Source organism: Streptomyces xylophagus (assembly GCF_000716435.1).
Classification (GTDB): domain Bacteria; phylum Actinomycetota; class Actinomycetes; order Streptomycetales; family Streptomycetaceae; genus Streptomyces; species Streptomyces xylophagus.
This window is the reverse complement of the sequence record NZ_JNWO01000011.1, coordinates 56,145-78,507: the sequence shown is the minus strand read 5'-3', so window position 1 is coordinate 78,507 and position 22,363 is coordinate 56,145. Positions and strand designations below refer to the sequence as shown.

Here is a 22,363-nt window from a genome sequence, read left to right as displayed (position 1 = left end):
CTCCTCAGTCCTCCCGCTCCTTCTCCGCCAGGTGGATCACGCACACCGCCACCGCGATCAGCAGCGCCGCGTCCGCGTCCTCCCGGACGATGTCGACGCCGTACGTCTCCCGGATGTGCAGCCAGCGTCGGGAGATCTGGGCGAGCAGCTCACCGTCGTAGTCGACGCCGAACTCGCGGTCGAGGATCTTGCCGCTGACGTCGAGTTCGGTGCCGTCCACCAGGGACACCCGATAGTGGTTGCGCAGCAGCGAGAACCGCTTGCGTCTGATGGTCGCGAGGGGCTCACCGTCCCGTTCGATGACCATCGTGTCGCGCAGGGCGAGCATCTTCTTGTGGATGTCGATGAGCACGCGCCCGTGCGTGTCCTTCAGCTCGAAGGTGTCCCTGATGCGCATGGCCTTGCCGTCGACCAGGAACACCTTGTTGCCGTTCTGGTCCTCGATCCAGTAATCCTCACCGAAGCCGAGGATCCGATCGCGTACGAGGAATCTCATGCCGTTACGGCTTCCCCGGCAGCCGGTCCGAAACGCCGCCGGTAGGCCGACGGGCTCAATCCGGTCTCCCGCCGGAGCCGCGCCCGCAGGTTCGCCCCGGTCCCGAGACCACACCGCGCGGCCACCACATCGAGTCGTTCCTCCCCGCGCTCGATCAGCCGGCACGCCAGCGCCACCCGCTCCCCGGTCAGCCAGGCGAGCGGCGTCGTCCCGAGCTGCGCCCTGAACCGCCGGTGCAGGGTCGCGGGGGAGACGGCCGCGCGGGCGGCCAGCTCGGCCACCGCCAACGGCTCGCCCAGCCTCTCCTGCGCCCACGCGAGCAACGGCGCGAGCGACTCGTCCGGCACATCGGGCACCGGCCGCTCCACGAACTGCCGTTGCCCGCCGTCCCGATGGGCGGCGAAGACCAGCCTCCTGGACACCGCGTTGGCGATCTCGGCGCCGTGGTCCCGCCGTATGACATGCAGCCCGAGATCGAGCGCGGCGGCGCTGCCCGCGGCGGTGAGGATGTCGCCGTCGTCCACGAAGAGCACGTCCGGTTCGAGCCGCACGCGCGGGTGCAGGGTGCGGAAGCGGTCGGCCCACATCCAGTGGGTGGTGGCCCGGCGCCCGTCCAGCAGCCCCGCCTCGGCGAGCGCGAAGCTGCCGGTGCACAGGCTCATGACACGGGCCCCGCGCGCGTGGGCACGTCGGATCGCGTCGAGGACGTCATCGCCGCGCGGTACGACGTTGTCGGGCCGGCCCGGCACGACGAGGGTGTCCGCCGTGTCCACCGCGTCGAGACCGTGCGCTCCGGTGAGGGCGAAGAACCCGTGGTTCATCCGCACCTCACGCGCGGGCGTGCACACCAGCACCTCGTACAGCGGCTCGGAGAGCCCGAGTTCGGGCCGGGGCAGCCCGAACAGCTCGGTGGCGACGCCCACCTCGAAGGGATTGGTGCCCTCGTCGACGATGACGGCGACGCGGTGCGGATGCGTCGAGGGCTGCTGAGAGAATCCTTGCGGCATGTGCGATTCCTAGCACTGGTCCGCCGAATACGACACCCCGCACGCTGACCGCATGGAACCCATCGCGCTCTCCGCCGCCCTCGCCTCCTTCACCGACCAGTGGAGCCCCCGCATCGTCACCACCGTCAACGACTACGACGTACGCGTCGCCAAGGTCGAGGGCGAACACCTCTGGCACACCCACGACCACACCGACGAGTTCTTCCTGGTCCTGGACGGCGAACTGCACATCGCCCTACGGGAGTCGGCAGGCTCCGGCGAACGCACGGTCGTCCTTCCCAAGGGCTCCGTCTTCACGGTCCCGCGAGGCACGGAACACAAGCCCTACGCCCCCGTCCCGTCCGAGATCCTCGTCCTCGAACCGACGGGCACGCTCACGGTCGGCGACCAGCACGGGGAGATCCCGGCCCACGTGGACGCGACGACGGGTCACACCCTGAACTGACCCGCTGCCCGCTAATTTCGTTGAGCCCGCACTCCGCGATCGTGTTGGCTGGCGGCGCCGGACTGTCGTACCGCAGGTGTCCGCTCGGCTGGAGCAGGGAGTTGAACGTGCAGGACAGTGGTGTCGACCCCGTTGCCCACAATCGGGCAGCCTGGGACAAGTACGTCCAGGAGGGCAACGAGTGGTCGAGGCCGGTGAGTGCCGAGGATGTCGAGCGCGCCCGCAGGGGCGACTGGTCGATCGTTCTCATCGGGCATGAGCCGGTCGACCGCTCCTGGCTGCCGGCGGATCTGACCGGCAAGGACGTGTTGTGCCTGGCCTCCGGCGGTGGCCAGCAGGGTCCGATCCTCGCCGCCGCGGGGGCGAGGGTCACCGTATTCGACAACTCACCCCGCCAACTCGGCCAGGACCAGTTGGTGGCGGCGCGCGACGGACTCGAACTGCGCACCGTCCTGGGCGACATGCGCGACCTCGGCGCCTTCGGCGACACGACGTTCGACGTCGTGTTCCATCCGGTCTCCAACCTGTTCGTACCGGACCTGGCCCCGGTGTGGCGCGAGTGCTTCCGCGTCCTGCGACCGGGCGGAACCCTGCTCGCGGGTTTCATCAACCCTGATGCGTACTTGTTCGACCACGAGGCGCTCGACGAGCGCGGCGAACTGATCGTCGTGCACAAGCTGCCCTACAGCGATGTCACGCAGTACTCCGCCGAGGAACGCGCCACGAAGTTCGGCGCGGATGCCGCCCTTGAATACAGCCACACCCTCACCGACCAGATCGGCGGGCAGCTCGCCGCGGGGTTCGTCCTCACCGGCTTCGCGGAAGCGCCGCACCAGTCCGACGCGTCCGCTCAATACCTGTCGCACTATTTCGCGACGCGGGCGGTCAAGCCCTGAACTGACCCTTCAGTGCGGTGAGTAGGGCGTTCAGGGCGTTGGGGGCGGGTGTGAGGAGCGTGGCGGGGTCGTCGCTTTCGCGGAGGTGGAGGGTGGTGGGGGCGGCGGCTATCTCCAGGCAGTTGTTGTCGGCGTCGCCTGTGGAGAACGACGACTTCTGCCAGTGGAGGGCTTCGGGCACGGGTGTTCCTTCAGAGTTCCTGGGCGATGCGCTGGACGAGGTCAAGAGAAGCATCGTGCGGCAGTGCTGCGCTGTCGATGCTCTCGAAGCGGGTTCGGCAGCGATTCAGCCGAGCCGTCGCGTCGATGAACTCGGCGCCATGCGACGTGTCGATCTGCACGGTGTCGAGTTGGGGGACGACCCCGCCAACGTACTGCATGGGAAGACCCGCCCCGGCAAAGCCTTCGGGGCTGAACGGGATGACGCGAAGGGTGACTGTCTCTCTGTCGGCTGCGTGGAGGAGATGTCCGAGCTGGGTGCGGGCAACCTTGGATCCCCCGACACACATCCGCAGTGCTGCTTCGTGGACGACGATGTCGTAGGGCGTACCCGACTCCAGTACCTGCTGGCGGCGCATGCGGAAAGAGACGCGGGTCTCCAGTTCCTCCTTGGGAAGACCCGGATCCACGAACAGTGAGGCAGCGCGTACGTGGTCCTCGGTCTGGAGGACTCCGGGGATGTGCACCATCTCGAACGCGCGGACGTACGTGGCATCGTGTTCCAGCTCGGCCAGATCAAGAGCCTGGCGGGGCATCACACCTCGGTACTCGTCCCACCAGTTGCCGGTTCGGTACTCCGCCATCTCGACAAGGGCGTCCACGAGCGCGGGATCGTCACAGTCGTAGAACTCGGCCATTCTGCGCAGTCGTTCCTCGCTGAGACCGAACCGACCGGACTCGATGTGGCTGATCTGGGTTGGGCTGGTGTCGAGTTGAGCGGCGGCCTGCCGGTTCGGGACGCCCGCGGCCTCGCGCAGCTTGCGAAGTTCTGCCCCCAGCCGAGCCTGTCGTGCTGTCGGGACGGATCGTGCGGACATCTGTCCTCCTCGTGAGTCGATGCCGAGTTTGCCTGAAACGTTGAGGCGCCTCAACGTTTCACGCTACTGTCGTCACTGTACTCACGGAGGGTGCCTACATGGTCACCCATCCGCAACTCCCGCACGCCCACGCCCCGTTGGAAGTGCCACCCCGACCGTCGACACCGGGGCGCCGGACAGCAACGAGCTCGGGCTCGCGCAAACCCCCCTCACCTCACCGGAGTTGATGCCCCATGCCCTCGTACACCCTCATCTGCCCACCCCTCGACACCTCCCCCCACATCGCCCGCGACTTCGTCGCCACCGTCCTGCGCACGCTGGAGCTGGACCGTGCCCTGGTCGACGACGCGATCCTCTGCACCTCAGAACTCGTCACCAACGCCTGCGTCCACGCGAAGGGCGGTGACGGCACGGTGCTGTGGCTTGCGGTGGAAGAGGGGCGGCTCCGGGTCGTGGTGTACGACGGGGACGAGAACCCGCCGGTGATAAGGGAGTTGACGCCCGAACCGGGTGAGTGGGGCGGCGGCCGAGGCCTGTTCCTGGTGGACGCCCTCACCGAAGGCCGCTGGGGCCACGGCCCGGACATCCCGTACGGCGGCCAGTCGCACCCGGAGGGCAAGGGGGTGTGGTTCGACCTGCCCGCAGACTCGCCCGGAGGGTCGCGGCGCCCGGCATCACTATGACCGGACGGGTGTGGGCGCCCGCTCGTCCAGGAGACCCTCGCCCCGCAGGTCGTCCCAGAGCTGTGCGGGGATGTCCACGCCGAACGCCGCGACATTGCGCCGGACTTCGTCCTCGGTGCGCATGCCGACGACGATGCCCGCAACCACAGGATGGTGAAGCGGAAAGGCCATGGCCACGGCCGGCAGCGTCACGCCGTGGGCTTCGCAGACGTCCGCCAGGCGATGTGCGCGATCGAGTGTCTGCGGTGTGGCGGGCGCGTAGTCGAAGGTCGCACTCGCGGACGGGCGGGCCGTGGCGAGAAGGCCGGAGTTGAAGATCGAGGCCGCGAGCACCGAGACGCCCCGGTCCGCGCAGGCGGGGAGCAGGCTGTCGAGGGCACTGTGATCGAGCAGCGTGTAACGGCCGGACAGCATCACCACGTCGACGTCCGACTCCTCGACCAGCCGGGTCAGCTTGCCCGGGTGATACATCCCCGCACCGATCGCCCCCACCACCCCCTGGGCACGCAGTTCGACGAGGGCCGGAACACCCTCGCGCAACGCGTCCTCGAAGTGCTCCTCCGCATCGTGCAGATAGAGCACGTCGATCCGGTCGACGCCGATGCGTGCCAGCGAGTCCTCCACGCTGCGCAGCACACCGTCCCGGGTGAAGTCCCACACCCGACGGTGCGTGGCGGGCACCTGGAACGGCTCGTCCGTCCGACCTGCGGGGTCCTGCGGAACCAATAACCTGCCGACCTTCGTCGACAGCGTCCACTCGTCGCGCGGCTTGCCCCGCAGGAGATCACCGATACGGCGCTCGGAATGCCCGATTCCGTAATGGGGCGAGGTGTCGAAGTAACGGATCCCGCTGTCCCACGCCGCCTCAAGCGCCGCCGCCGCGGTCTCGTCGTCGAGCGGCTCGAAGAGCCCGCCGAGCGGACCGCCCCCGAAACCCAGCTCCGTGACCTGCACCTTGCTCCGGCCGAGCCGATTCTGCTTCATCCACCGATCCCCTCACCTGGCTGACAGGGCGCGAACATCCTTTCGTGGCCCGCGCCGTACTCCAAGGGGCGTGCACGCGACACGATCAGCCAAGCGCAGGGGGCATCAGGTCAAGGATCAGCAAGTTCCCCCAGTCGTTGGTGAAAGTGGCGCGCATGTCCTCGTAGCGCACACCGACGAACGGGTTGGAACGAAACATGACGGCGACCCACCGCAACGAGGAGTCGGCGTTGAGACGGGCGAGATAGCCGATGTTGCCCATTCCGCCGCCTCCACCGGACATCCATCCTGATCCGTCCGGCAACGGTCCCTCGAAATTGGTGGTCACCTCATCCGTGTCGTATTCCTCAAGGGCTTGGGCCACATCAAACGGCCTCCCGATACGAAAGGGAATCGGCTGCCCGGCATCCGGGTGGTACGCCCCCGGGCCGTCGACATGCAACTCCAAGCCGGTGTCGTCCGGCCGGTACAGCCCGTCCCGAAGCGGCATCTCCCCGGCCTTCCAGAGCCTTTCGACCGCTCCCATAGCTCACCCCACCGTCAATTCGGATCTACTCGTCCAGATGACATGCAACCTCATGCACAGCGCTGGGAGTTGAGCTTCCGGTACCCCTGGCGTGGTCGTCATCGATCCACGCGAATCGATACTGTCAGTGGCGGGTGGCACTCTTGATTCATGACCGATGCATCCTCGCCCCGGACCTCCCGACGCGCCCGTGTCCGCGCCCCCCAGCTCACCGGCAAGGGCGGCTGGCTGAACACGGGCGGCAAGCAGTACACCCTCGCCGACCTGCGGGGACGCATCGTCATCCTGGACTTCTGGACCTTCTGCTGCATCAACTGCCTGCACGTCCTCGACGAACTCCGTGAGCTTGAGGAGAAGCACCGGGACACCGTCGTGATCATCGGGGTGCACTCGCCCAAGTTCGTGCACGAGGCCGAGCACCAGGCGGTCGTGGACGCGGTCGAGCGGTACGGCGTCGAGCACCCGGTGCTGGACGACCCGGAGCTGGCCACCTGGAAGCAGTACGCGGTGCGGGCCTGGCCGACGCTCGTCGTCATCGACCCGGAGGGGTACGTCGTCGCGCAGCACGCGGGCGAAGGGCACGCGCACGCCATCGAGCGCCTGGTGACGGAGCTGGAGACCGAGCACGCGGCGAAGGGCACGCTCCGGCGCGGGGACGGGCCGTACGTGGCACCGGAGCCGGAGCCTACGGTGCTCCGCTTCCCGGGCAAGGCGCTGGCCCTGCCGTCCGGGACCTTCCTGGTCAGCGACACCACCCGGCATCAACTGGTCGAGCTGGCGGCGGACGGGGAGAGCGTCGTACGGCGGTTCGGTTCCGGGGCGCGCGGCCTGCACGACGGTTCGGCCGACTCCGCCACCTTCAACGAACCCCAGGGACTCGCCCTCCTCGACGACGGCTCCGTCGTCGTCGCCGACACCGTGAACCATGCGCTACGACGGCTCGACCTCACCACCGGCACCGTCACGACCCTCGCGGGTACCGGTCGCCAGTGGATGCAGGGCGAGCCCACGTCCGGCCCCGCCCGCGAGGTCAGCCTCTCCTCCCCCTGGGACGTGGCCTGGTGGCAGGGCAAGGTGTGGATCGCCATGGCCGGTGTACATCAGCTCTGGGCCTACGACCCCGCCGCGGATCCCGCCGACGACACCGTCGGCGTCACCGCCGGCACCACCAACGAAGGGCTCGTCGACGGCCCCGGCCCCGAGGCCTGGTTCGCGCAGCCCTCCGGCCTCGCCGCCACCCCCGACCGACTCTGGCTGGCCGACTCCGAGACGTCCGCCCTGCGCTGGGTGGATCTCGACGGGGCCGTGCACACCGCCGTCGGCACCGGCCTCTTCGACTTCGGGCATCGTGACGGAGCGGCCGAACAGGCCCTGCTCCAGCACCCGTTGGGCGTCACCGCGCTCCCGGACGGCTCGGTCGCGATCAGCGACACGTACAACCACGCGCTGCGCCGCTACGACCCCGCGACCGGCGAAGTCACCACGCTGGCCACGGACTTGAGGGAGCCGAGCGACGCCGTGCTCGTCGGCGACGAGATCCTGGTCGTCGAGTCGGCCCGGCACCGGCTGACCCGGCTGCGCCTGCCGGAAGAGGCGGTGCGCGTCGAGTCCGTCGCCCATCGCACCCAGCGCGCGGCCACCGAAGTCGCCCCCGGCGAGCTGAAGTTGGACGTCATCTTCCAGGCCCCGGCCGGGCAGAAGCTCGACACCCGGTACGGCCCCTCGACCCGGCTGCTCGTCTCCGCCACCCCGCCCGAGCTGCTCGTTGGCGGCGAGGGCGAGGGCACGGACCTGAACCGCACCCTGACCCTCAACCCGGCCGTGGCGGAAGGCGTGTTGCACATCTCCGCGATGGCCGCGTCCTGCGACGACGACCCCGCCAACGAATACCCCGCCTGCCACGTCCACCAGCAGGACTGGGGCGTCCCGGTCCGCCTCACCGAGGGCGCGACGGACCGTCTCCCCCTCGTCCTGGCCGGCATGGACGACCGTGACGGTCGAGACAACCAGAACGCCTGAAACGGGGGACCACCGGCAACGCCCTATCGGCGACGCGCCCTCGGCGCCAGCTTGTACAGCGCCATCCCCGCCGCCACCAGCGTGGTCGCCGCCACCATCATCGCCATGCTGTTCAGCCACAGGCCGGTCGCGGCCAGCGTGGCACCTCCGGCGCCGGTCGTGCCGGCGCCGACAACTCTTCCGTACATAAACGTTTCTCCTAAAGGGTTCCGCTACAGCGTTCCGGTGCGTGAGGGGTGGGGCTAGGTGGCCACCCACTTCTCCTCGCTGCGGCGGGCCAGCCCCCACAGCGAGGTGAAGTAGACGGCGTGCTGGAAGAGGTCGTAGAGCATCTCGGGGATCATCAGCGCGGCGACCAGGACCGCGAGGGGGCCCGCGCGGCGGACGGAGACGGTCTTCTCGACCACGAAGATCAGGCCGATCGCGGTCCAGAACGGGGAGAGGCCGGGCCAGCCGTAGAGCGTCGTGTAGGTGGCCATGAAGGTCAGGTAGACCAGGAAGGACAGCGCGCCGAAGCCCATCAGGAACTGCTGGAGGAAGTAGCGGGCGGTGACCTTGGTCCAGCCGTAGTCGCGGAGGTTCTCCAGGGCGCCGCGCTGCCAGCGCAGGCGTTGGTGCCAGAGTTTGGGGAGGCTGGTCATGACCTCGGTGGTGACCGCGCAGCCCGCCGGGGACATGGCGCGGTAGCCGAGGGTCTTGACCGCCTTGGTCATCTCGTCGTCCTCGGTGAGCGAGGCGAGGCTGTAGTAGCCGTCGCCGCCGCCGATCAGCCCCGAGTGCCGGGCCTCCCGGACCTCGCGCAGGACACGGGCACGGAACATCGTGCCGGTGCCGGTGAGGACCTGGGCCTTGCCGCCGGTGCGGTTCAACTCCCAGGCGTAGCGCTGGAACTCCATGCGCTGGAGCAGTCCGAGGAGCCCGCCGCCCTGCTCGCCGTAGAAGACTCCGCCGACGGCGCCGACCTTACGGTTGAAGGTGGCCATCGCGGTCTCGCTGAACCAGGGGTTGAGGACGGTGTCCGCGTCCTGGACGAGGAGAAGGTCACGTTCGTCGAGGTGGGGCAGGACCCAGTCGATGGCCTGGTTGAGGGCGCCGGCCTTCTTGTGGGTGTTGCCGTGGGTGGCGAAGACCTCGGCGCCGTGCGAGGCGGCCACGGCGGCGGTGTCGTCGGTGCAGTTGTCGGTGACGACGACGATCAGGTCGGGTTTACGCGTTTGCCGCCACAGGCCCTCGATCGCGGCGCCGATGCGGTCCGCTTCGTTGTGGGCCGGTATGAGGACCACCAGCCGTGGTTCGAGCACGGCAGCGGCCCCCCTCGTGAAGATCATGAGACGGGCCCGGGGCTGCCTCTCCCCGGGCCCTCAACTGCACAAAGTCTTCACTAGGTTCACACAACCGCACAATGCGACTGGCGTCACGGATTGCTCACGGTTGTCTGTGGATGTCCTGTGCGGGCGATTCCGTCCGAGTGCGGGTTACGCCCCCGTATCAGCCGCGGTAGCCGCGCGTCTCGTCGCCCTCGACGACGGTCGCCTGACCCGGTATCACCACGCGTCGGCGCCGGGCCATGCTCGCGAACGTCACGACGCCGATCAGCCCGACGACCATGAGGATCACGCCGACCAGGTCGAGATTGACCCCCTGCATCTGCCAGTCGGTCGCGAACGTGAGGATCGCGCCGACGGCGATGAGGATGATGCATCCGCCCAGGCCCATGAGTGTCGCCTCCCTGTCCGGTCCGGTCGGCCCGGTCCGCCACCGGGTACCCGGGAAGGCAACACCCATGCGCCAAGCGGGAGTTGGCTAGCCCTCCAGGAACGCGACCAGCGCGTTGGCCAGCAGGAACGGGTCCCGGTCGCCGCAGAGTTCGCGGACGCTGTGCATGGAGAGGATCGCCACGCCGATGTCGACGGTCTTGATGCCGTGCCGGGCCGCGGTGATCGGGCCGATCGTCGTGCCGCACGGCATGGAGTTGTTGGACACGAAGGACTGGAAGGGCACGCCGGCCTTCTCGCAGGCCGCGGCGAACACCGCGCGGCCCGAACCGTCCGTGGCGTAGCGGTTGTTGACGTTGACCTTGAGGATCGGTCCGCCGTTGACCCGCGGGTGGTGCGTCGGGTCGTGCCGCTCCGCGTAGTTGGGGTGCACCGCGTGACCTGTGTCGGAGGACAGACAGACGGTGCCGGCGAAGGCCCGCGCCCGGTCCTCGTAGGACCCGCCGCGCGCGAACACCGAGCGCTCCAGCACCCCGCCGAGCAGCGGTCCGTCGGCGCCGGTGTCGGACTGCGAGCCGTTCTCCTCGTGGTCGAAGCCGGCGAGTACGGGGATGTACGGCACGTTCTCGCGGGCGGCGACGGCGGCGAGCGCGGCCACGCCGGCGTGCAGGGACAGCAGGTTGTCCATGCGCGGACCGGCGACCAGCTCCTGGTCGCGGCCCAGGTAGGCGGGCGGCTCCACGGAGTGCGTCATCAGGTCCCAGCCGGTGACCTCGCCCGGCGCGAGTCCCGACTCCTCTTCCAGGAAGGCGATCAGGTCGCCGTCGCGGACGTCGTCGCCGAGGCCCCAGATCGGCTGGAGGTGCCGCTGCTTGTCGAGCTTGAGCCCCTCCGTCGACACGGAACGGTCCAGGTGGATGGCGAGTTGGGGCACCCTGAGCAGCGGCCGGTCCACGTTCACCAGGCGGGTCGAGCCGTCCCGCAGGGTCAGCCGGCCGGCGAGGCCGAGGTCGCGGTCGAGCCAGGAGTTGAGGAGCGGCCCGCCGTAGATCTCGACGGCGACCTGGCGCCAGCCGTGCGCACCGGTGTCGGGCTGCGGCTTGACCCGCAGGTTCGGGGAGTCGGTGTGCGCGCCGATGATGCGGAAGGGGGTGTGGGGTGCCGCACCTTCGGGGACGAACCAGGCCACGATCGCGCCACCGCGCAGCACGTACTTGCCGCCGGTCGTCCCGTCCCAGGCGTCCGTCTCGGCGACCTGCCTGAATCCGGCCTTCTCCAGCCGCTCGGCGCTGTTCGCCACGGCGTGGTACGGCGTGGGACTCGCCGCCAGGAAGGGCATCAGATCGTCGGTGTGGCCGCGGTCGAAGCGGGAGGGTTCGCTCATGGGGTTCACCTTAACGACGTACGAGGGCCCGCTCCCGGGGACGGAAGCGGGCCCTCACAAGGGCGATGTGGGGTTTCGCGAAGCTGTACCGGTGTTGTCCTGGAACGTGTTCCGCGGTCGCCTAGAAGGCAGCCTCGTCCAGCTCCATCAGGTCCAGTTCTACGCCCTCGGCCACCTTGCGGGCCAGGGTGACGCCCGGCAGAACGTTGGCCGCGAAGAACTTCGCAGCCGCGATCTTGCCCGTGTAGAAGGCCACATCCTTGGCGGAGACGGCCTTCGTGGAGGCGGCCTCCAGCTTCTCGGCGGCGATCGCGGCACCCTTGAGCAGCAGGTAGCCGACGACGACGTCACCGGAGGCGAGCAGCAGGCGGGTGGTGTTGAGGCCCACCTTGTAGATGTTCTTGACGTCCTGCTCGGTCGCCGTGAGGTCGGTCAGCATCAGACCGACGATGGCCTCCAGCTCGACGGCGGCCTTGGCGAGGTGCTCCCGCGCACCGGCCAGGTCCTCGCCGCCCGTCCCCAGCGCGAGGAACTTCTTGATGTCCTCGGCGAGGGAGTTGAGGGCCGCGCCCTGGTTGCGGACGATCTTCCGGAAGAAGAAGTCCTGGCCCTGGATCGCGGTGGTGCCCTCGTACAGGGTGTCGATCTTGGCGTCCCGGATGTACTGCTCGATCGGGTACTCCTGGAGGAACCCGGAGCCGCCGAAGGTCTGCAGCGACTGGGCGAGCTGCTCGTAGCCCTTCTCGGAGCCGTAGCCCTTGACGATCGGCAGGAGCAGGTCGTTGAGCGCGTGCTCGGCCTTCGAGTCCTCGCCGCTGGCCTCCTTGACGGCGATCGCGTCCTGGATCGACGCGGTGTACAGCACGAGGGCGCGCATGCCCTCGGCGTACGCCTTCTGCGTGATCAGCGAGCGGCGCACGTCCGGGTGGTGCGTGATGGTGACCTTGGGCGCGGCCTTGTCGCCGAAGGCCGCGAGGTCGGAGCCCTGGACACGCTCCTTGGCGTACTCGAGGGCGTTGAGGTAGCCGGTCGAGAGCGTCGAGATGGCCTTCGTGCCGACCATCATGCGAGCGAATTCAATGATCCGGAACATCTGGCGGATGCCGTCGTGCTTGTCGCCGATCAGCCAGCCCTTGGCCGGGTGGCGGTCGCCGAAGGTCATCTCGCAGGTGTTGGAGGCCTTGAGGCCCATCTTGTGCTCGACGTTCGTGGCGTAGACGCCGTTGCGCTCGCCCAGCTCGCCGGTCTCGACGTCGAAGAGGAACTTCGGCACGAGGAAGAGGGACAGCCCCTTGGTGCCCGGCCCGTGGCCCTCCGGGCGCGCCAGCACGTAGTGAAGGATGTTCTCCTCCATGTCGTGCTCACCGGACGTGATGAAGCGCTTGACGCCTTCAATGTGCCAGGAGCCGTCTGCCTGCTGGATCGCCTTCGTACGGCCCGCGCCGACATCGGAACCCGCGTCGGGCTCGGTCAGCACCATGGTCGAACCCCAGGTCCGCTCCACCGCGAGCTGCGCGATCTTCTTCTGTACGTCGTTGCCCTCGTCGTAGAGGATCCCGGCGAACGCCGGGCCGGAGGAGTACATCCACACGGCCGGGTTCGCACCGAGGATCAGCTCCGCGTACGACCAGATCAGGGACGGGGGAGCCGTCGTACCGCCGATGGCCTCGGGCAGTCCCAGCCGCCAGTACTCGGACTCCATGAAGGCCTTGTAGCTCTTCTTGAAGGACGCCGGTACGGGCGCGGTGTTCGTCTCGGGGTCGAAGACCGGCGGGTTGCGGTCGGCGTCCGCGAAGGACTCCGCCAGCTCGTTCTCCGCGAGCCGGGTCAGCTCCTCCAGGACGCTCTTCGCGGTGTCCGTGTCCATCTCCGCGAACGGACCGGTGCCGTACAGCTTGTCGCGCCCGAGGACCTCGAAGAGGTTGAACTCGATGTCGCGGAGATTCGACTTGTAGTGCCCCATGGCGACGACTCCGTAAGAGATGTGTGCAACGAGATGCGTACTGAGATGTGTACCAAGTAGTAGCTACGATGATGCTACCCGTCGGTAATAAGAAGCAACCCCAAGCCCTCCATCTGTGACTCAGTACTCTTGCTCGCATGTACGGCTACGACCAGAACGTGGGCGCTCAGCAGGGGTACGTCCCGCCCCAGCAGCAGATGGCCGGTGGCGTGGGCGGCTACGGCCAGCAGCCTCCCCTCTACCCCGAGCCGTCCCCGCCCTCGCTCGCGGACGCGGTGCGCGCCTTCACCACCGGGCAGATGGCCGCCGAGGACTTCCAGCAGGTCTTCGCGACCTCCAAGGTCTACTGCCCGCGCGGCGACAACCCGGGCTTCCTCGCCCTCCACAACACCCAGCAGCCGGTGATCCCGATGTTCACCTCGCTCAAGGAACTGCGCCGGTACGCCGGCAAGGAGTCCAAGTACTTCGTCATCACCGGCGCCGAGGTCATCGACCTCCTGCCGACCGGCTACGGCTTCGTCGTCGACATGGAGGGCGAGCACCGCATGGTGTTCGACGCGAAGGCGGTCGAACAGATGGTGGAGTTCGCGATGCGCAGGATGTACGGCTAGTTGTCCCAGCCCTGTGTGAGCCCGGAGGGAATGCCCTCCGGGCTCTCTGCTGTTAGGGGTAGCAGAAAGTTCAACGCTCAACTAAACTCGACGCACAAGGAGGTCCCGACATGCCTGCAGTGACCGTAGAGAACCCGCTGACCCTGCCCCGCGTGGCCGCGCCGGCCGACGCCGTGGCACGTCCCGTGCTCGCCGTCTCGACCGCGCCCAGCGGTTTCGAGGGTGAGGGCTTCCCGGTGCGCCGCGCGTTCGCCGGGATCAACTACCGCCACCTCGACCCGTTCATCATGATGGACCAGATGGGCGAGGTGGAGTACGCGCCGGGCGAGCCCAAGGGCACCCCCTGGCACCCGCACCGCGGCTTCGAGACCGTCACCTACATCATCGACGGCGTCTTCGACCACCAGGACTCCAACGGCGGTGGCGGCACCATCACCAACGGCGACACCCAGTGGATGACGGCGGGCGCGGGCCTGCTGCACATCGAGGCGCCGCCGGAGTCGCTGGTCGTGTCCGGCGGTCTCTTCCACGGTCTGCAGCTGTGGGTGAACCTCCCGGCCAAGGACAAGATGATGCCCCCGCGCTACCAGGACATCCGCGGCGGCCAGGTCCAGCTGCTCACCACCCCCGACGGCGGCGCGCTCCTGCGGGTCATCGCCGGTGAGCTGGACGGCCACCAGGGCCCCGGCATCACGCACACGCCGATCACGATGATCCACGCGACGGTGGCACCGGGTGCGGAGGTCACCCTGCCCTGGCGCGAGGACTTCAACGGTGTCGCGTACGTCCTGGCGGGCAAGGGCAGCGTCGGCGCCGAGCGGCGCGCGATCCACATGGGCCAGACCGCCGTCTTCGGCGCGGGTTCGTCCCTGACCGTCCGCGCGGACGAGCAGCAGGACGGGAACACCCCGGACCTGGAGGTTGCCATCCTCGGCGGCCAGCCGATCCGCGAGCCGATGGCCCACTACGGCCCGTTCGTCATGAACACCCGCGAGGAACTCCAGCAGGCCTTCGAGGACTTCCAGAAGGGCCGGCTGGGGACGATCCCCGCCGTGCACGGAATGGGCGAGGGCGGTCTGTAAGCCTTCGTTGTAAGCCTTCGTGGAACGGAAATGCCCGAAGCCCCGTCCTTGTCCGGACGGGGCTTTTGGCATGCAGGTCGGCGGCCGGCCCGGGTCCTCCGTCCGGGTGACCCGGACCCGGCTGGGGCATGAAGGTGCCGCGCACGGAAAGAGGCCGGCTGAACGTTGGCATCGACCGCAAGGAAGTCACCCGTGCGTATCCGCATGAGTACGGCCGTCGTCATGGCGGCCACCTGTCTCGCCCTGACGGGCGCGGCAAACCCCTCCCAGGCCCGCACCCCCGCCGCCTCCACCGAACAGGCGGCGAGCGCCGCGCGGCACCGCGCGGACGAGAACTGCGGGGCGGGGGAGATCTGCTTCTGGCACGACAGGAACTACTCGGGCACCCCCTGGCGGTGGAGCCCCGCCTCCGGGTACCGCGACATGCCGTCCAACCTGCACGACCACGTGTACTCCTTCAAGGCCAACGCCAACGCGTGCTTCATCGACTGGGACCCGCAGGAGAAGCGAACCGTCGTCTCCGGCGACTACGCCCAGGCCTACGACACCAACTTCGGCAAGAGGATCGACGCGGTCGGCCCCACCTGCTGAGTCCCTGGAAGGGGGCTTCTCCCGTCACCCGGGCGGGCCGTCCTGCCAGGACGGCCCGCCCGATGCGTGTTCGGCTGGGACCGTGCAGCTCCTCCCCGATCCCGTACGACGGCTCGCCGCCTGGTGTGCCGTCGTCCTGCTCGTCTCGGGGGTCGGCTACGTCGGGATCCGGCTCTGTTCCGAGCTGCGGACCGCCGTGACGCCCGTGCTGCTGGCGCTGCTCGGCACCGCGCTGCTCGGGCCGCTCTACCGGCGGCTGGTGAAGGCGAAGGTCAACCGGTCGGTGGCCGCCGGGATCACCTGTGTCGCGGTCGTCGCCGTGGTCGGCGGGGCCGTGTACATCGTGGTCGCCGCGCTGATCGACACCGGGGATCAGATCGTGTCCTCGCTCAAGGACGCGGCGAACTCCGTCTCCGACCACTTCGGTGCCGCCGGGACCTCGCTGGACGACCTCGCCTCCAACGCGAAGGAGCTGCTCTCCAAGTTCGGCGGGACGGCCGCCTCGAACGTCATCAGCGGGGTCAGTGTCGTCGGCGAGACCATCGCCATGGCCGTCCTCGCGCTGCTGCTCGTCTTCTTCTTCCTGCGCGACTCCCACCTGGCCACGGGACTGTTGCGCTCACTCGCCCCGCACGGCACCGCCGACCTCGTCGAGGCCATGGCCCGCCGTGCCTTCGAGGGCGTCGAGGGCTTCATGCGCGGGACCACCGTCATCGCCCTCATCGACGCCCTCTGCATCGGCATCGGACTGCTCGTCCTGGACGTGCCGGGGGCGTTCGGCCTGGCCGCGCTCGTCTTCGTCGGCGCCTACATCCCCTACCTCGGCGCCTTCCTCTCCGGCGCCGTCGCCGTACTGGTCGCGCTCGCCGACCGGGGTGTCGTCATCGCCCTGTGGGCCCTCGGGGTCGTACTCGCCGTGCAAGTCCTGGAAGGACACGTCCTCCAGCCGATGATCCAGAGCCGGACCGTCCAGATGCACCCGGCGGTCGTGATGATCGCGATCACCGCGGGCGCCTCCGTGGCCGGCATCCTCGGCATGCTCCTCGCGGTACCGCTGACCGCGGCCGTCTTCGGTGTCGTGCACGAACTGCGGGAGCGCTACGCGTCCCAGGACCCGAACTCCGGGCCCTCGCCCGGGGTGTCCCCGGCCCCGTCCCCCGCGCCGTCGGACTCGTAGAGCTCGAACCAGATGCTCTTGCCCTCGCCCCTCGGGTCCACGCCCCAGGTCTCGGCGAGCAGTTCGATCAGGAGCAACCCGCGCCCGGAGGACGCCAGTTCGCCGGGGTGCCGCTTGTGCGGGAGGTCGTCGCCGGCGTCCGTGACCTCGACGCGCATCCGCCGCTCGCCCACCTCGCCGGCCACCTCGGCGGTCAGCAGGGCGTCGGCGTCGGTGTGCACGAGGACGTTGGTGAGCATCTCGGAGACGAGGAGGACCGCGGAGTCGACCTGGTCGGCGCCGGTCCAGTCGTGGAGGAGTTCGCGCAGCTGCTGCCGGGCCACCGCGATCCGCTCGGGCTCGGCCTGCGCGACCGTGAGCACCGTGCGGCGGATCCTCGGTGGCACGGTCGTCGTGTCGCCGCAGCCGCAGCTCTCGCCCTCCCGGGACAGCAGCAGTACGGCGATGTCGTCCTCGCGGCGGTCCGCGAGCGGGCCGGTGGTGTGGTGCGAGGAGGGCCCGTGGACGGCCTGCACGAGCGCGTCGGCCAGTTCCTCCAGGTCGCCCTTGTGCTCCTCCAGGATCGTCCGGATGCGCAGCCAGCCCGTCTCGAGGTCGTGGCCGCCGGTCTCGATCAGCCCGTCGGTGCAGATCAGCATGGTCTCGCCGGACTCCAGGGCGAGCGTGGTCGTCGGATAGTCGGCGTCCGGGTCGATGCCGAGCGGCAGTCCGCCCGCCGTGGGCCGCATCAGCACCGTCCCGTCCGCCATGCGTATCGCGGGGTCGGGATGGCCGGCGCGGGCGATCTCCAGGACGCCGGTCGCCGGATCGGCCTCGACGTACAGGCAGGTCGCGAAGCGCGGGTCGGCCGTCTCCAAGTTGCCGTTGGTGATCCCGTGCAGGAAACGGGAGGCGCGCGAGAGCACCGCGTCGGGCCGGTGGCCCTCGGAGGCGTAGGCACGCAGGGCGATCCGGAGCTGGCCCATCAGCCCGGCGGCGCGCACGTCATGACCCTGCACGTCCCCGATGACGAGCGCGATCCTGCCGTTGGGCAGCGGGATCATGTCGTACCAGTCGCCGCCGACCTGGAGGCCGCCGCCCGTCGGGATGTAGCGGGCGGCGACGCTCATGCCCGGGATCTCCGGGCCCAGCGTGGGCAGCATCGAGCGCTGGAGTCCGTCGGTCAGTTCCCGCTCGGACTCGGCGACACCGGCTCGGGACAGGGCCTGCGCGAGCATCCGGGCCACCGTGGTGAGGACGGACCGCTCGTCCGGTGTGAAGGCGACCGGGTAGGTGAAGCCGGCCATCCAGGCGCCCATGGTGCGTCCGGCGACGGTCAGCGGCAGGAACGCCCAGGACTGCCGGTGGAAGCGCTGGGCGAGCGGCCAGGTGACCGGGTAGCGCTCCTTGTACTGCTCGGGCGTGGACAGATAGACGGCACGGCCCGTCCGTACGACCTCGGCGGCCGGGTAGTCCGTCACCAGGGACATGTGCGAGAACGGGTCCTCGTCGCCCGGCTGATGCCCGTGGTGCCCGATGATCGTGAGCCGGTCGCCCTGCACCCCGAACACGGCCAGGCCGTCCGGTGAGAAGCCCGGCATCGACAGGCCCGCCGCGACCCGCAGCACCTCCGCCGTGGACCGCGCCTCCGCGAGCGCCCGGCCCGCGTCCAGCAGGAACGCCTCCCGGGAGCGCCGCCAGTCACCGGTGACCGCCGTCCGCCCGGCGGGCGTACCCGGCGTGGGTTCGGCGACCTCCTGGAGGGTGCCGATCAGCTCGAACGACCGGCTCTTGGGGTCGTACGACGGCTTGGAACGGCTGCGGACGGTACGGATCACCCGGCCCCGCTCGTCCATGATCCGGACACGGACCTCGGCGAGGGTGTCCTCGGCGACGGCAAGGCCGACGACCCCGGCGATCTCGTTCCAGTCGACGGGGTGGAGTCTGGCCCGGGTCTGGGCCTCCGTGAGGGTGGTCGGCTCGGCGGGCAGCCCGAGCAGCCGTGCGGCCTCGGCGTCCACCGTGACCAGCTCCGTAGCGGTGTCCCAATGCCACAGTCCGGTCGCGAGGGCGGCGAGTACCTCCCCCACGGCGGGCAGGGGCTCACCAGTGCGCATTGCCCCACTCTAAGAAGAGGAGATCGATAAGTGCCACCGATGGAGTCACGAGTTAATGGTGGGGAGGCGATCTATGGGTGGCCGGTACCCTTGGGAGGTCCGGGCTCCGGCCCTGGACGTTTCACGTGAAACACTCCCCGATCCGCGAAGGCTGGATGAACGACGATGCATCGGTACAGGTCCCACACCTGCGGCGAGCTCCGCGCCTCTGACGTCGGCACCGACGTCCGGCTGAGTGGCTGGCTGCACAATCGGCGCGACCTGGGCGGCATCCTCTTCATCGATCTGCGCGATCACTACGGCATCACGCAGCTCGTCGCCCGCCCCGGCACGCCCGCGTACGAGGCCCTCGACAAGGTCACCAAGGAGTCGACGGTCCGCGTAGACGGCAAGGTCGTCTCTCGCGGCGCCGACAACGTGAACCCGGATCTGCCGACCGGCGAGGTCGAGGTCGAGGTCGGCGAGGTCGAGCTGCTCGGCGCCGCCGCCCCGCTCCCCTTCACGATCAACACCGAGGACGGGGTCAACGAGGAGCGGCGTCTGGAGTACCGCTTCCTGGACCTGCGCCGCGAGCGCATGCACCGCAACATCATGCTGCGGTCGTCGGTGATCGCCTCGATCCGCTCGAAGATGGTCGCCCTCGGCTTCAACGAGATGGCGACCCCGATCCTGTCCGCGACCTCCCCCGAGGGCGCGCGCGACTTCGTGGTCCCGTCCCGCCTGAACCCGGGCAAGTTCTACGCCCTTCCGCAGGCGCCGCAGCAGTTCAAGCAGCTGCTGATGATCTCCGGCTTCGACCGCTACTTCCAGATCGCGCCCTGCTTCCGCGACGAGGACGCCCGCGCGGACCGCTCGCCGGGCGAGTTCTACCAGCTCGACGTCGAGATGAGCTTCGTGGAGCAGGAAGACGTCTTCCAGCCGATCGAGAAGCTCATGACCGAGCTGTTCACGGAGTTCGGCGGCGGCCAGGAGGTCACCTCCCCCTTCCCGCGCATCCCGTTCCGCGAGTCGATGGTGAAGTACGGCTCCGACAAGCCGGACCTGCGCGCCAAGCTCGAACTCGTCGACATCACCGACGTGTTCGAGGGCTCCGAGTTCAAGGCGTTCGCCGGCAAGCACGTGCGCGCGCTGGCGGTGCCGGACGTAGCGTCGCAGTCCCGCAAGTTCTTCGACCAGCTCGGCGACTTCGCGGTCACCCTCGGCGCGAAGGGCCTGGCCTGGGTCCGCGTGACCGAGGACGGCTCGCTGACGGGCCCGATCGCGAAGTTCCTCACGGAGGAGAACGTCGCCGAGCTGACCAAGCGCCTGTCGCTGGCCGCCGGTCACGCCGTGTTCTTCGGAGCGGGCGAGTTCGAAGAGGTCTCGAAGATCATGGGCGCGGTCCGCGTCGAGGCCGCCAAGCGAGCCGGTCACTTCGAGGAAGGTGTCTTCCGCTTCTGCTGGATCGTCGACTTCCCGATGTACGAGAAGGACGAGGAGACCGGGAAGATCGACTTCTCGCACAACCCGTTCTCGATGCCCCAGGGCGGCCTGGAGGCCCTGGAGACCCAGGACCCGCTGGACATCCTGGGCTGGCAGTACGACATCGTCTGCAACGGCGTCGAGCTGTCCTCCGGCGCGATCCGGAACCACGAGCCCGACATCATGCTCAAGGCCTTCGAGATCGCGGGCTACGACCGTGAGACCGTCGAGGAGCAGTTCGCCGGCATGCTGCGCGCATTCCGCTTCGGCGCCCCGCCGCACGGCGGGATCGCCCCCGGCGTCGACCGCATCGTCATGCTGCTCGCGGACGAGCCGAACATCCGCGAGACGATCTCCTTCCCGCTCAACGGCAACGCCCAGGACCTGATGATGGGCGCGCCGACGGAGCTGGACGAGACGCGGCTTCGGGAGCTGCACATCTCGGTGCGGAAGCCGCAGCCGAAGTAGTACGCGTTTGGCGGGAGCCGAGCCCCTCTCGCTTGCGCACAGGATTCACAGCGCATTCTCATGTTCATGTCATGTTGGGTGCCCCTAGCGTCCCGGGCATGACGGATTCCCCAGTACCCCCCATGGATTCTGAAGTCCCCGAGGACAAGGGCCGGTTGGCACGTCGTACGGTCCTGGCGGCCGGCGGTGTGGCGGTGACGGCGGTGGGTGTCGCCGGAGCGCTGTCGGTGAACGCCTCGGCGCAGGAGCGCGGCGGTCCGCGTCCGCCGAAAGGGACACCGCCGGCCTCGGGGGAGGCGTGCTACACGCTCACCTCCGAGCTGACCGAGGGCCCGTACTACATCGACGCCGACAAGATCCGCCGCGACGTGACGGAGGACCAGGAGGGCATCCCGCTCACCCTGGACCTGAAGGTGATCGACGCGGACACCTGCAGACCCCTCCGCAACGCGGCCGTGGACATCTGGCACTGCAACGCGACGGGCGTCTACTCCGGCTACGAGGCGGGTGGCGGTGGCGGCCCGGCCCCCACGGGCGCGCCGCCCTCGGGCACCCCGACCGGCACCCCGACGGGTGGTCCGCCGCCCGGTGGCGGCGGCGGCCACCAGGAACCCACCGACGACGACCGCTTCCTGCGCGGCACCTGGCACACCGACCGCCACGGACACGTCACCTTCAAGACGGTGTTCCCGGGTTGGTACCAGGGCCGCTGCGTCCACATTCACGTCAAGGTCCACGTCGACGGCGAGTGGACCGACGCGGGCTACGAGGGCGGCCACACCTGCCACACGGGCCAGCTGTTCTTCGACGAGAAGTCGGTCCTGGCGACGGCGGTACTGGAGCCGTACGTCTCGAACACGGCGACCCGTACGACGCTCACCGAGGACGGCATCTATCCCCAGAACGGCCACGAGGGCGGCCTGCTCTACCTCAAGTACGACAGGCGGCACATCGGGCGGGGCGTCCACGGGCATCTGACGCTCGGGGTGGCGCCGGACGAGACGAACGACGGGGAGGGCGGGGGCGGCGGACCGGCCCCGTCGGCTTCTGCTTCTGCTTCCGCCTCGCCGTCGGCGACGGCAAGCTGACGGACACGGCGACGCGCACGGACTGACACCGGCTCGCACCGGTTCCCACCGACCTCGTACGTCCCACCGGCCCCCCGCCATGGAAACCTCGCAGCGGACACACAGGAATATCGATGTGCCTGCACAGAGGCAGGGCGTGTCATGGACGTACGAGGTCGGACCCCCCCGGCCTCATGGACCATGGGAACGCCGGGAGGAAGCGATGGGATACATCGTGCTCGCACTGCTGTTGATCGTCGGGGCGGCGTTCGCCGTCGTCCTCCTGCGGCGCGCGCACGGGGCGCGGGGCGGGTCCGACCTGTCCGACCTGGACGCGGAGGTCGAGGCCAGCGGCTGGGTACTGCGGCTCGGCGCGAGCCTGTCCGTCCCCGAGGCGAGGATCTGGGCGGGCGCCGACGAGATCGCTACGCGCGCGCTGACGGCTGCCGCCGAGTGCCACCGGGCCGCCGGGGCCCAGCTGACCGCGGCCCACACCGCGAACGAATACGCCCAGGCGACCCGGTTCGCCCAGGAGGGCCTCGCTCATATCGCTACGGCGCGTGCGGCGCTGGGGCGAGGGGTGGAGCTGGCGGACTCGGCCGCGTAGACGAGCGGAGAGCGGGGATACCGGCCCGGAGTCTGGGCTCGGGCCGTG

The 22,363-nt window shown here is 69.2% G+C and carries 23 protein-coding genes; 11 read left to right on the top strand and 12 right to left on the bottom strand.

Annotated elements, in window-relative coordinates; genetic code table 11:
* Window positions 1–4 precede the first annotated feature (4 nt).
* Both OO70_RS25145 and OO70_RS25140 read right to left on the bottom strand, forming a co-directional pair.
* Window positions 5–496 (bottom strand): LURP-one-related/scramblase family protein, encoded by a 492-nt coding sequence (locus OO70_RS25145; protein WP_043675817.1) that lies wholly within the window; start codon window positions 494–496, stop codon window positions 5–7.
* Window positions 493–1,503 carry a helix-turn-helix domain-containing protein gene (locus OO70_RS25140; protein ID WP_043675815.1) on the bottom strand — a complete coding sequence of 337 codons (1,011 nt, stop codon included), beginning with the start codon at window positions 1,501–1,503 and terminating at the stop codon, window positions 493–495. The genes OO70_RS25145 and OO70_RS25140 overlap by 4 nt, the downstream gene beginning before the upstream one ends.
* A gap of 52 nt (window positions 1,504–1,555) precedes the next feature.
* Here OO70_RS25140 and OO70_RS25135 point away from each other — a divergent pair, with 52 nt between their 5' ends.
* Both OO70_RS25135 and OO70_RS25130 read left to right on the top strand, forming a co-directional pair.
* Window positions 1,556–1,948 carry a cupin domain-containing protein gene (locus OO70_RS25135; protein WP_043675812.1) on the top strand — a complete coding sequence of 131 codons (393 nt, stop codon included), beginning with the start codon at window positions 1,556–1,558 and terminating at the stop codon, window positions 1,946–1,948.
* A 20-nt stretch (window positions 1,949–1,968) separates the two neighbouring features.
* Window positions 1,969–2,844: a class I SAM-dependent methyltransferase gene (locus tag OO70_RS25130; protein ID WP_234336923.1), complete on the top strand. Its 876-nt coding sequence runs from the start codon at window positions 1,969–1,971 to the stop codon at window positions 2,842–2,844.
* Here OO70_RS25130 and OO70_RS25125 read toward each other — a convergent pair.
* Together OO70_RS25125 and OO70_RS25120 are read right to left on the bottom strand one after the other, a co-directional pair.
* Complete coding sequence (locus OO70_RS25125; RefSeq protein ID WP_043675806.1) at window positions 2,834–3,025, bottom strand: DUF397 domain-containing protein; 192 nt, start codon at window positions 3,023–3,025, stop codon at window positions 2,834–2,836. The two genes, OO70_RS25130 and OO70_RS25125, sit on opposite strands and share 11 nt — an antisense overlap.
* A gap of 10 nt (window positions 3,026–3,035) precedes the next feature.
* Window positions 3,036–3,881: a Scr1 family TA system antitoxin-like transcriptional regulator gene (locus tag OO70_RS25120; RefSeq protein WP_043675803.1), complete on the bottom strand. Its 846-nt coding sequence runs from the start codon at window positions 3,879–3,881 to the stop codon at window positions 3,036–3,038.
* Between the two features lie 233 nt (window positions 3,882–4,114).
* Here OO70_RS25120 and OO70_RS25115 point away from each other — a divergent pair, with 233 nt between their 5' ends.
* Window positions 4,115–4,564, top strand: coding sequence for an ATP-binding protein (locus tag OO70_RS25115; protein WP_043675801.1), 450 nt, complete (start codon window positions 4,115–4,117; stop codon window positions 4,562–4,564).
* Here OO70_RS25115 and OO70_RS25110 read toward each other — a convergent pair.
* The gene (locus tag OO70_RS25110; protein ID WP_043675798.1) at window positions 4,559–5,548 is read right to left on the bottom strand and encodes an aldo/keto reductase; all 990 of its coding nucleotides are present in this window, start codon (window positions 5,546–5,548) and stop codon (window positions 4,559–4,561) included. The genes OO70_RS25115 and OO70_RS25110 overlap by 6 nt on opposite strands.
* Before the next feature lie 85 nt (window positions 5,549–5,633).
* Entirely contained in the window at window positions 5,634–6,074 is a 441-nt protein-coding gene (locus OO70_RS25105; RefSeq protein ID WP_043675795.1) for a hypothetical protein, read from the bottom strand.
* Between the two features lie 150 nt (window positions 6,075–6,224).
* Between OO70_RS25105 and OO70_RS25100 the strand changes: the two genes are divergently transcribed.
* On the top strand, window positions 6,225–8,093 hold the full coding sequence (locus tag OO70_RS25100) for an NHL domain-containing thioredoxin family protein (protein WP_043675792.1): 1,869 nt from the start codon (window positions 6,225–6,227) through the stop codon (window positions 8,091–8,093).
* Window positions 8,094–8,116: 23 nt separating this feature from the next.
* Here OO70_RS25100 and OO70_RS55430 read toward each other — a convergent pair whose 3' ends face one another.
* The 5 genes from OO70_RS55430 to OO70_RS25080 form a co-directional block, all read right to left on the bottom strand.
* Window positions 8,117–8,281, bottom strand: a complete 165-nt coding sequence (locus OO70_RS55430; RefSeq protein WP_019055237.1) for a hypothetical protein — start codon at window positions 8,279–8,281, stop codon at window positions 8,117–8,119.
* 54 nt (window positions 8,282–8,335) lie between these two features.
* Window positions 8,336–9,394, bottom strand: coding sequence for a glycosyltransferase family 2 protein (locus OO70_RS25095; protein WP_043676279.1), 1,059 nt, complete (start codon window positions 9,392–9,394; stop codon window positions 8,336–8,338).
* Between the two features lie 187 nt (window positions 9,395–9,581).
* The gene (locus tag OO70_RS25090; protein ID WP_043675789.1) at window positions 9,582–9,809 is read right to left on the bottom strand and encodes a DUF6458 family protein; all 228 of its coding nucleotides are present in this window, start codon (window positions 9,807–9,809) and stop codon (window positions 9,582–9,584) included.
* Between the two features lie 87 nt (window positions 9,810–9,896).
* Window positions 9,897–11,192, bottom strand: a complete 1,296-nt coding sequence (locus OO70_RS25085; protein WP_043675786.1) for a M18 family aminopeptidase — start codon at window positions 11,190–11,192, stop codon at window positions 9,897–9,899.
* A 121-nt stretch (window positions 11,193–11,313) separates the two neighbouring features.
* The gene (locus tag OO70_RS25080) at window positions 11,314–13,155 is read right to left on the bottom strand and encodes an acyl-CoA dehydrogenase (protein WP_043675783.1); all 1,842 of its coding nucleotides are present in this window, start codon (window positions 13,153–13,155) and stop codon (window positions 11,314–11,316) included.
* Between the two features lie 137 nt (window positions 13,156–13,292).
* Here OO70_RS25080 and OO70_RS25075 point away from each other — a divergent pair, with 137 nt between their 5' ends.
* From OO70_RS25075 to OO70_RS25060, 4 genes are all read left to right on the top strand, one after another.
* Window positions 13,293–13,766, top strand: a complete 474-nt coding sequence (locus OO70_RS25075) for an SseB family protein (RefSeq protein WP_019073480.1) — start codon at window positions 13,293–13,295, stop codon at window positions 13,764–13,766.
* A gap of 110 nt (window positions 13,767–13,876) precedes the next feature.
* On the top strand, window positions 13,877–14,848 hold the full coding sequence (locus OO70_RS25070; protein WP_078622785.1) for a pirin family protein: 972 nt from the start codon (window positions 13,877–13,879) through the stop codon (window positions 14,846–14,848).
* Between the two features lie 192 nt (window positions 14,849–15,040).
* Window positions 15,041–15,439 (top strand): peptidase inhibitor family I36 protein, encoded by a 399-nt coding sequence (locus tag OO70_RS25065; RefSeq protein ID WP_043675780.1) that lies wholly within the window; start codon window positions 15,041–15,043, stop codon window positions 15,437–15,439.
* An 82-nt stretch (window positions 15,440–15,521) separates the two neighbouring features.
* Window positions 15,522–16,616, top strand: a complete 1,095-nt coding sequence (locus OO70_RS25060; RefSeq protein WP_043675777.1) for an AI-2E family transporter — start codon at window positions 15,522–15,524, stop codon at window positions 16,614–16,616.
* Here OO70_RS25060 and OO70_RS25055 read toward each other — a convergent pair.
* Window positions 16,538–18,712 carry an ATP-binding SpoIIE family protein phosphatase gene (locus OO70_RS25055; protein WP_043675776.1) on the bottom strand — a complete coding sequence of 725 codons (2,175 nt, stop codon included), beginning with the start codon at window positions 18,710–18,712 and terminating at the stop codon, window positions 16,538–16,540. The genes OO70_RS25060 and OO70_RS25055 overlap by 79 nt on opposite strands.
* 165 nt (window positions 18,713–18,877) lie before the next feature.
* Between OO70_RS25055 and aspS the strand changes: the two genes are divergently transcribed.
* The 3 genes from aspS to OO70_RS25040 all read left to right on the top strand — a co-directional run bounded on the left by aspS (window position 18,878) and on the right by OO70_RS25040 (window position 22,315).
* Complete coding sequence (gene aspS, locus OO70_RS25050) at window positions 18,878–20,641, top strand: aspartate--tRNA ligase (protein WP_043675773.1); 1,764 nt, start codon at window positions 18,878–18,880, stop codon at window positions 20,639–20,641.
* 122 nt (window positions 20,642–20,763) lie between these two features.
* Window positions 20,764–21,729 carry an intradiol ring-cleavage dioxygenase gene (locus tag OO70_RS25045; RefSeq protein ID WP_051741587.1) on the top strand — a complete coding sequence of 322 codons (966 nt, stop codon included), beginning with the start codon at window positions 20,764–20,766 and terminating at the stop codon, window positions 21,727–21,729.
* Between the two features lie 202 nt (window positions 21,730–21,931).
* Window positions 21,932–22,315 carry a hypothetical protein gene (locus OO70_RS25040; RefSeq protein WP_043675770.1) on the top strand — a complete coding sequence of 128 codons (384 nt, stop codon included), beginning with the start codon at window positions 21,932–21,934 and terminating at the stop codon, window positions 22,313–22,315.
* Window positions 22,316–22,363: the final 48 nt, after the last annotated feature.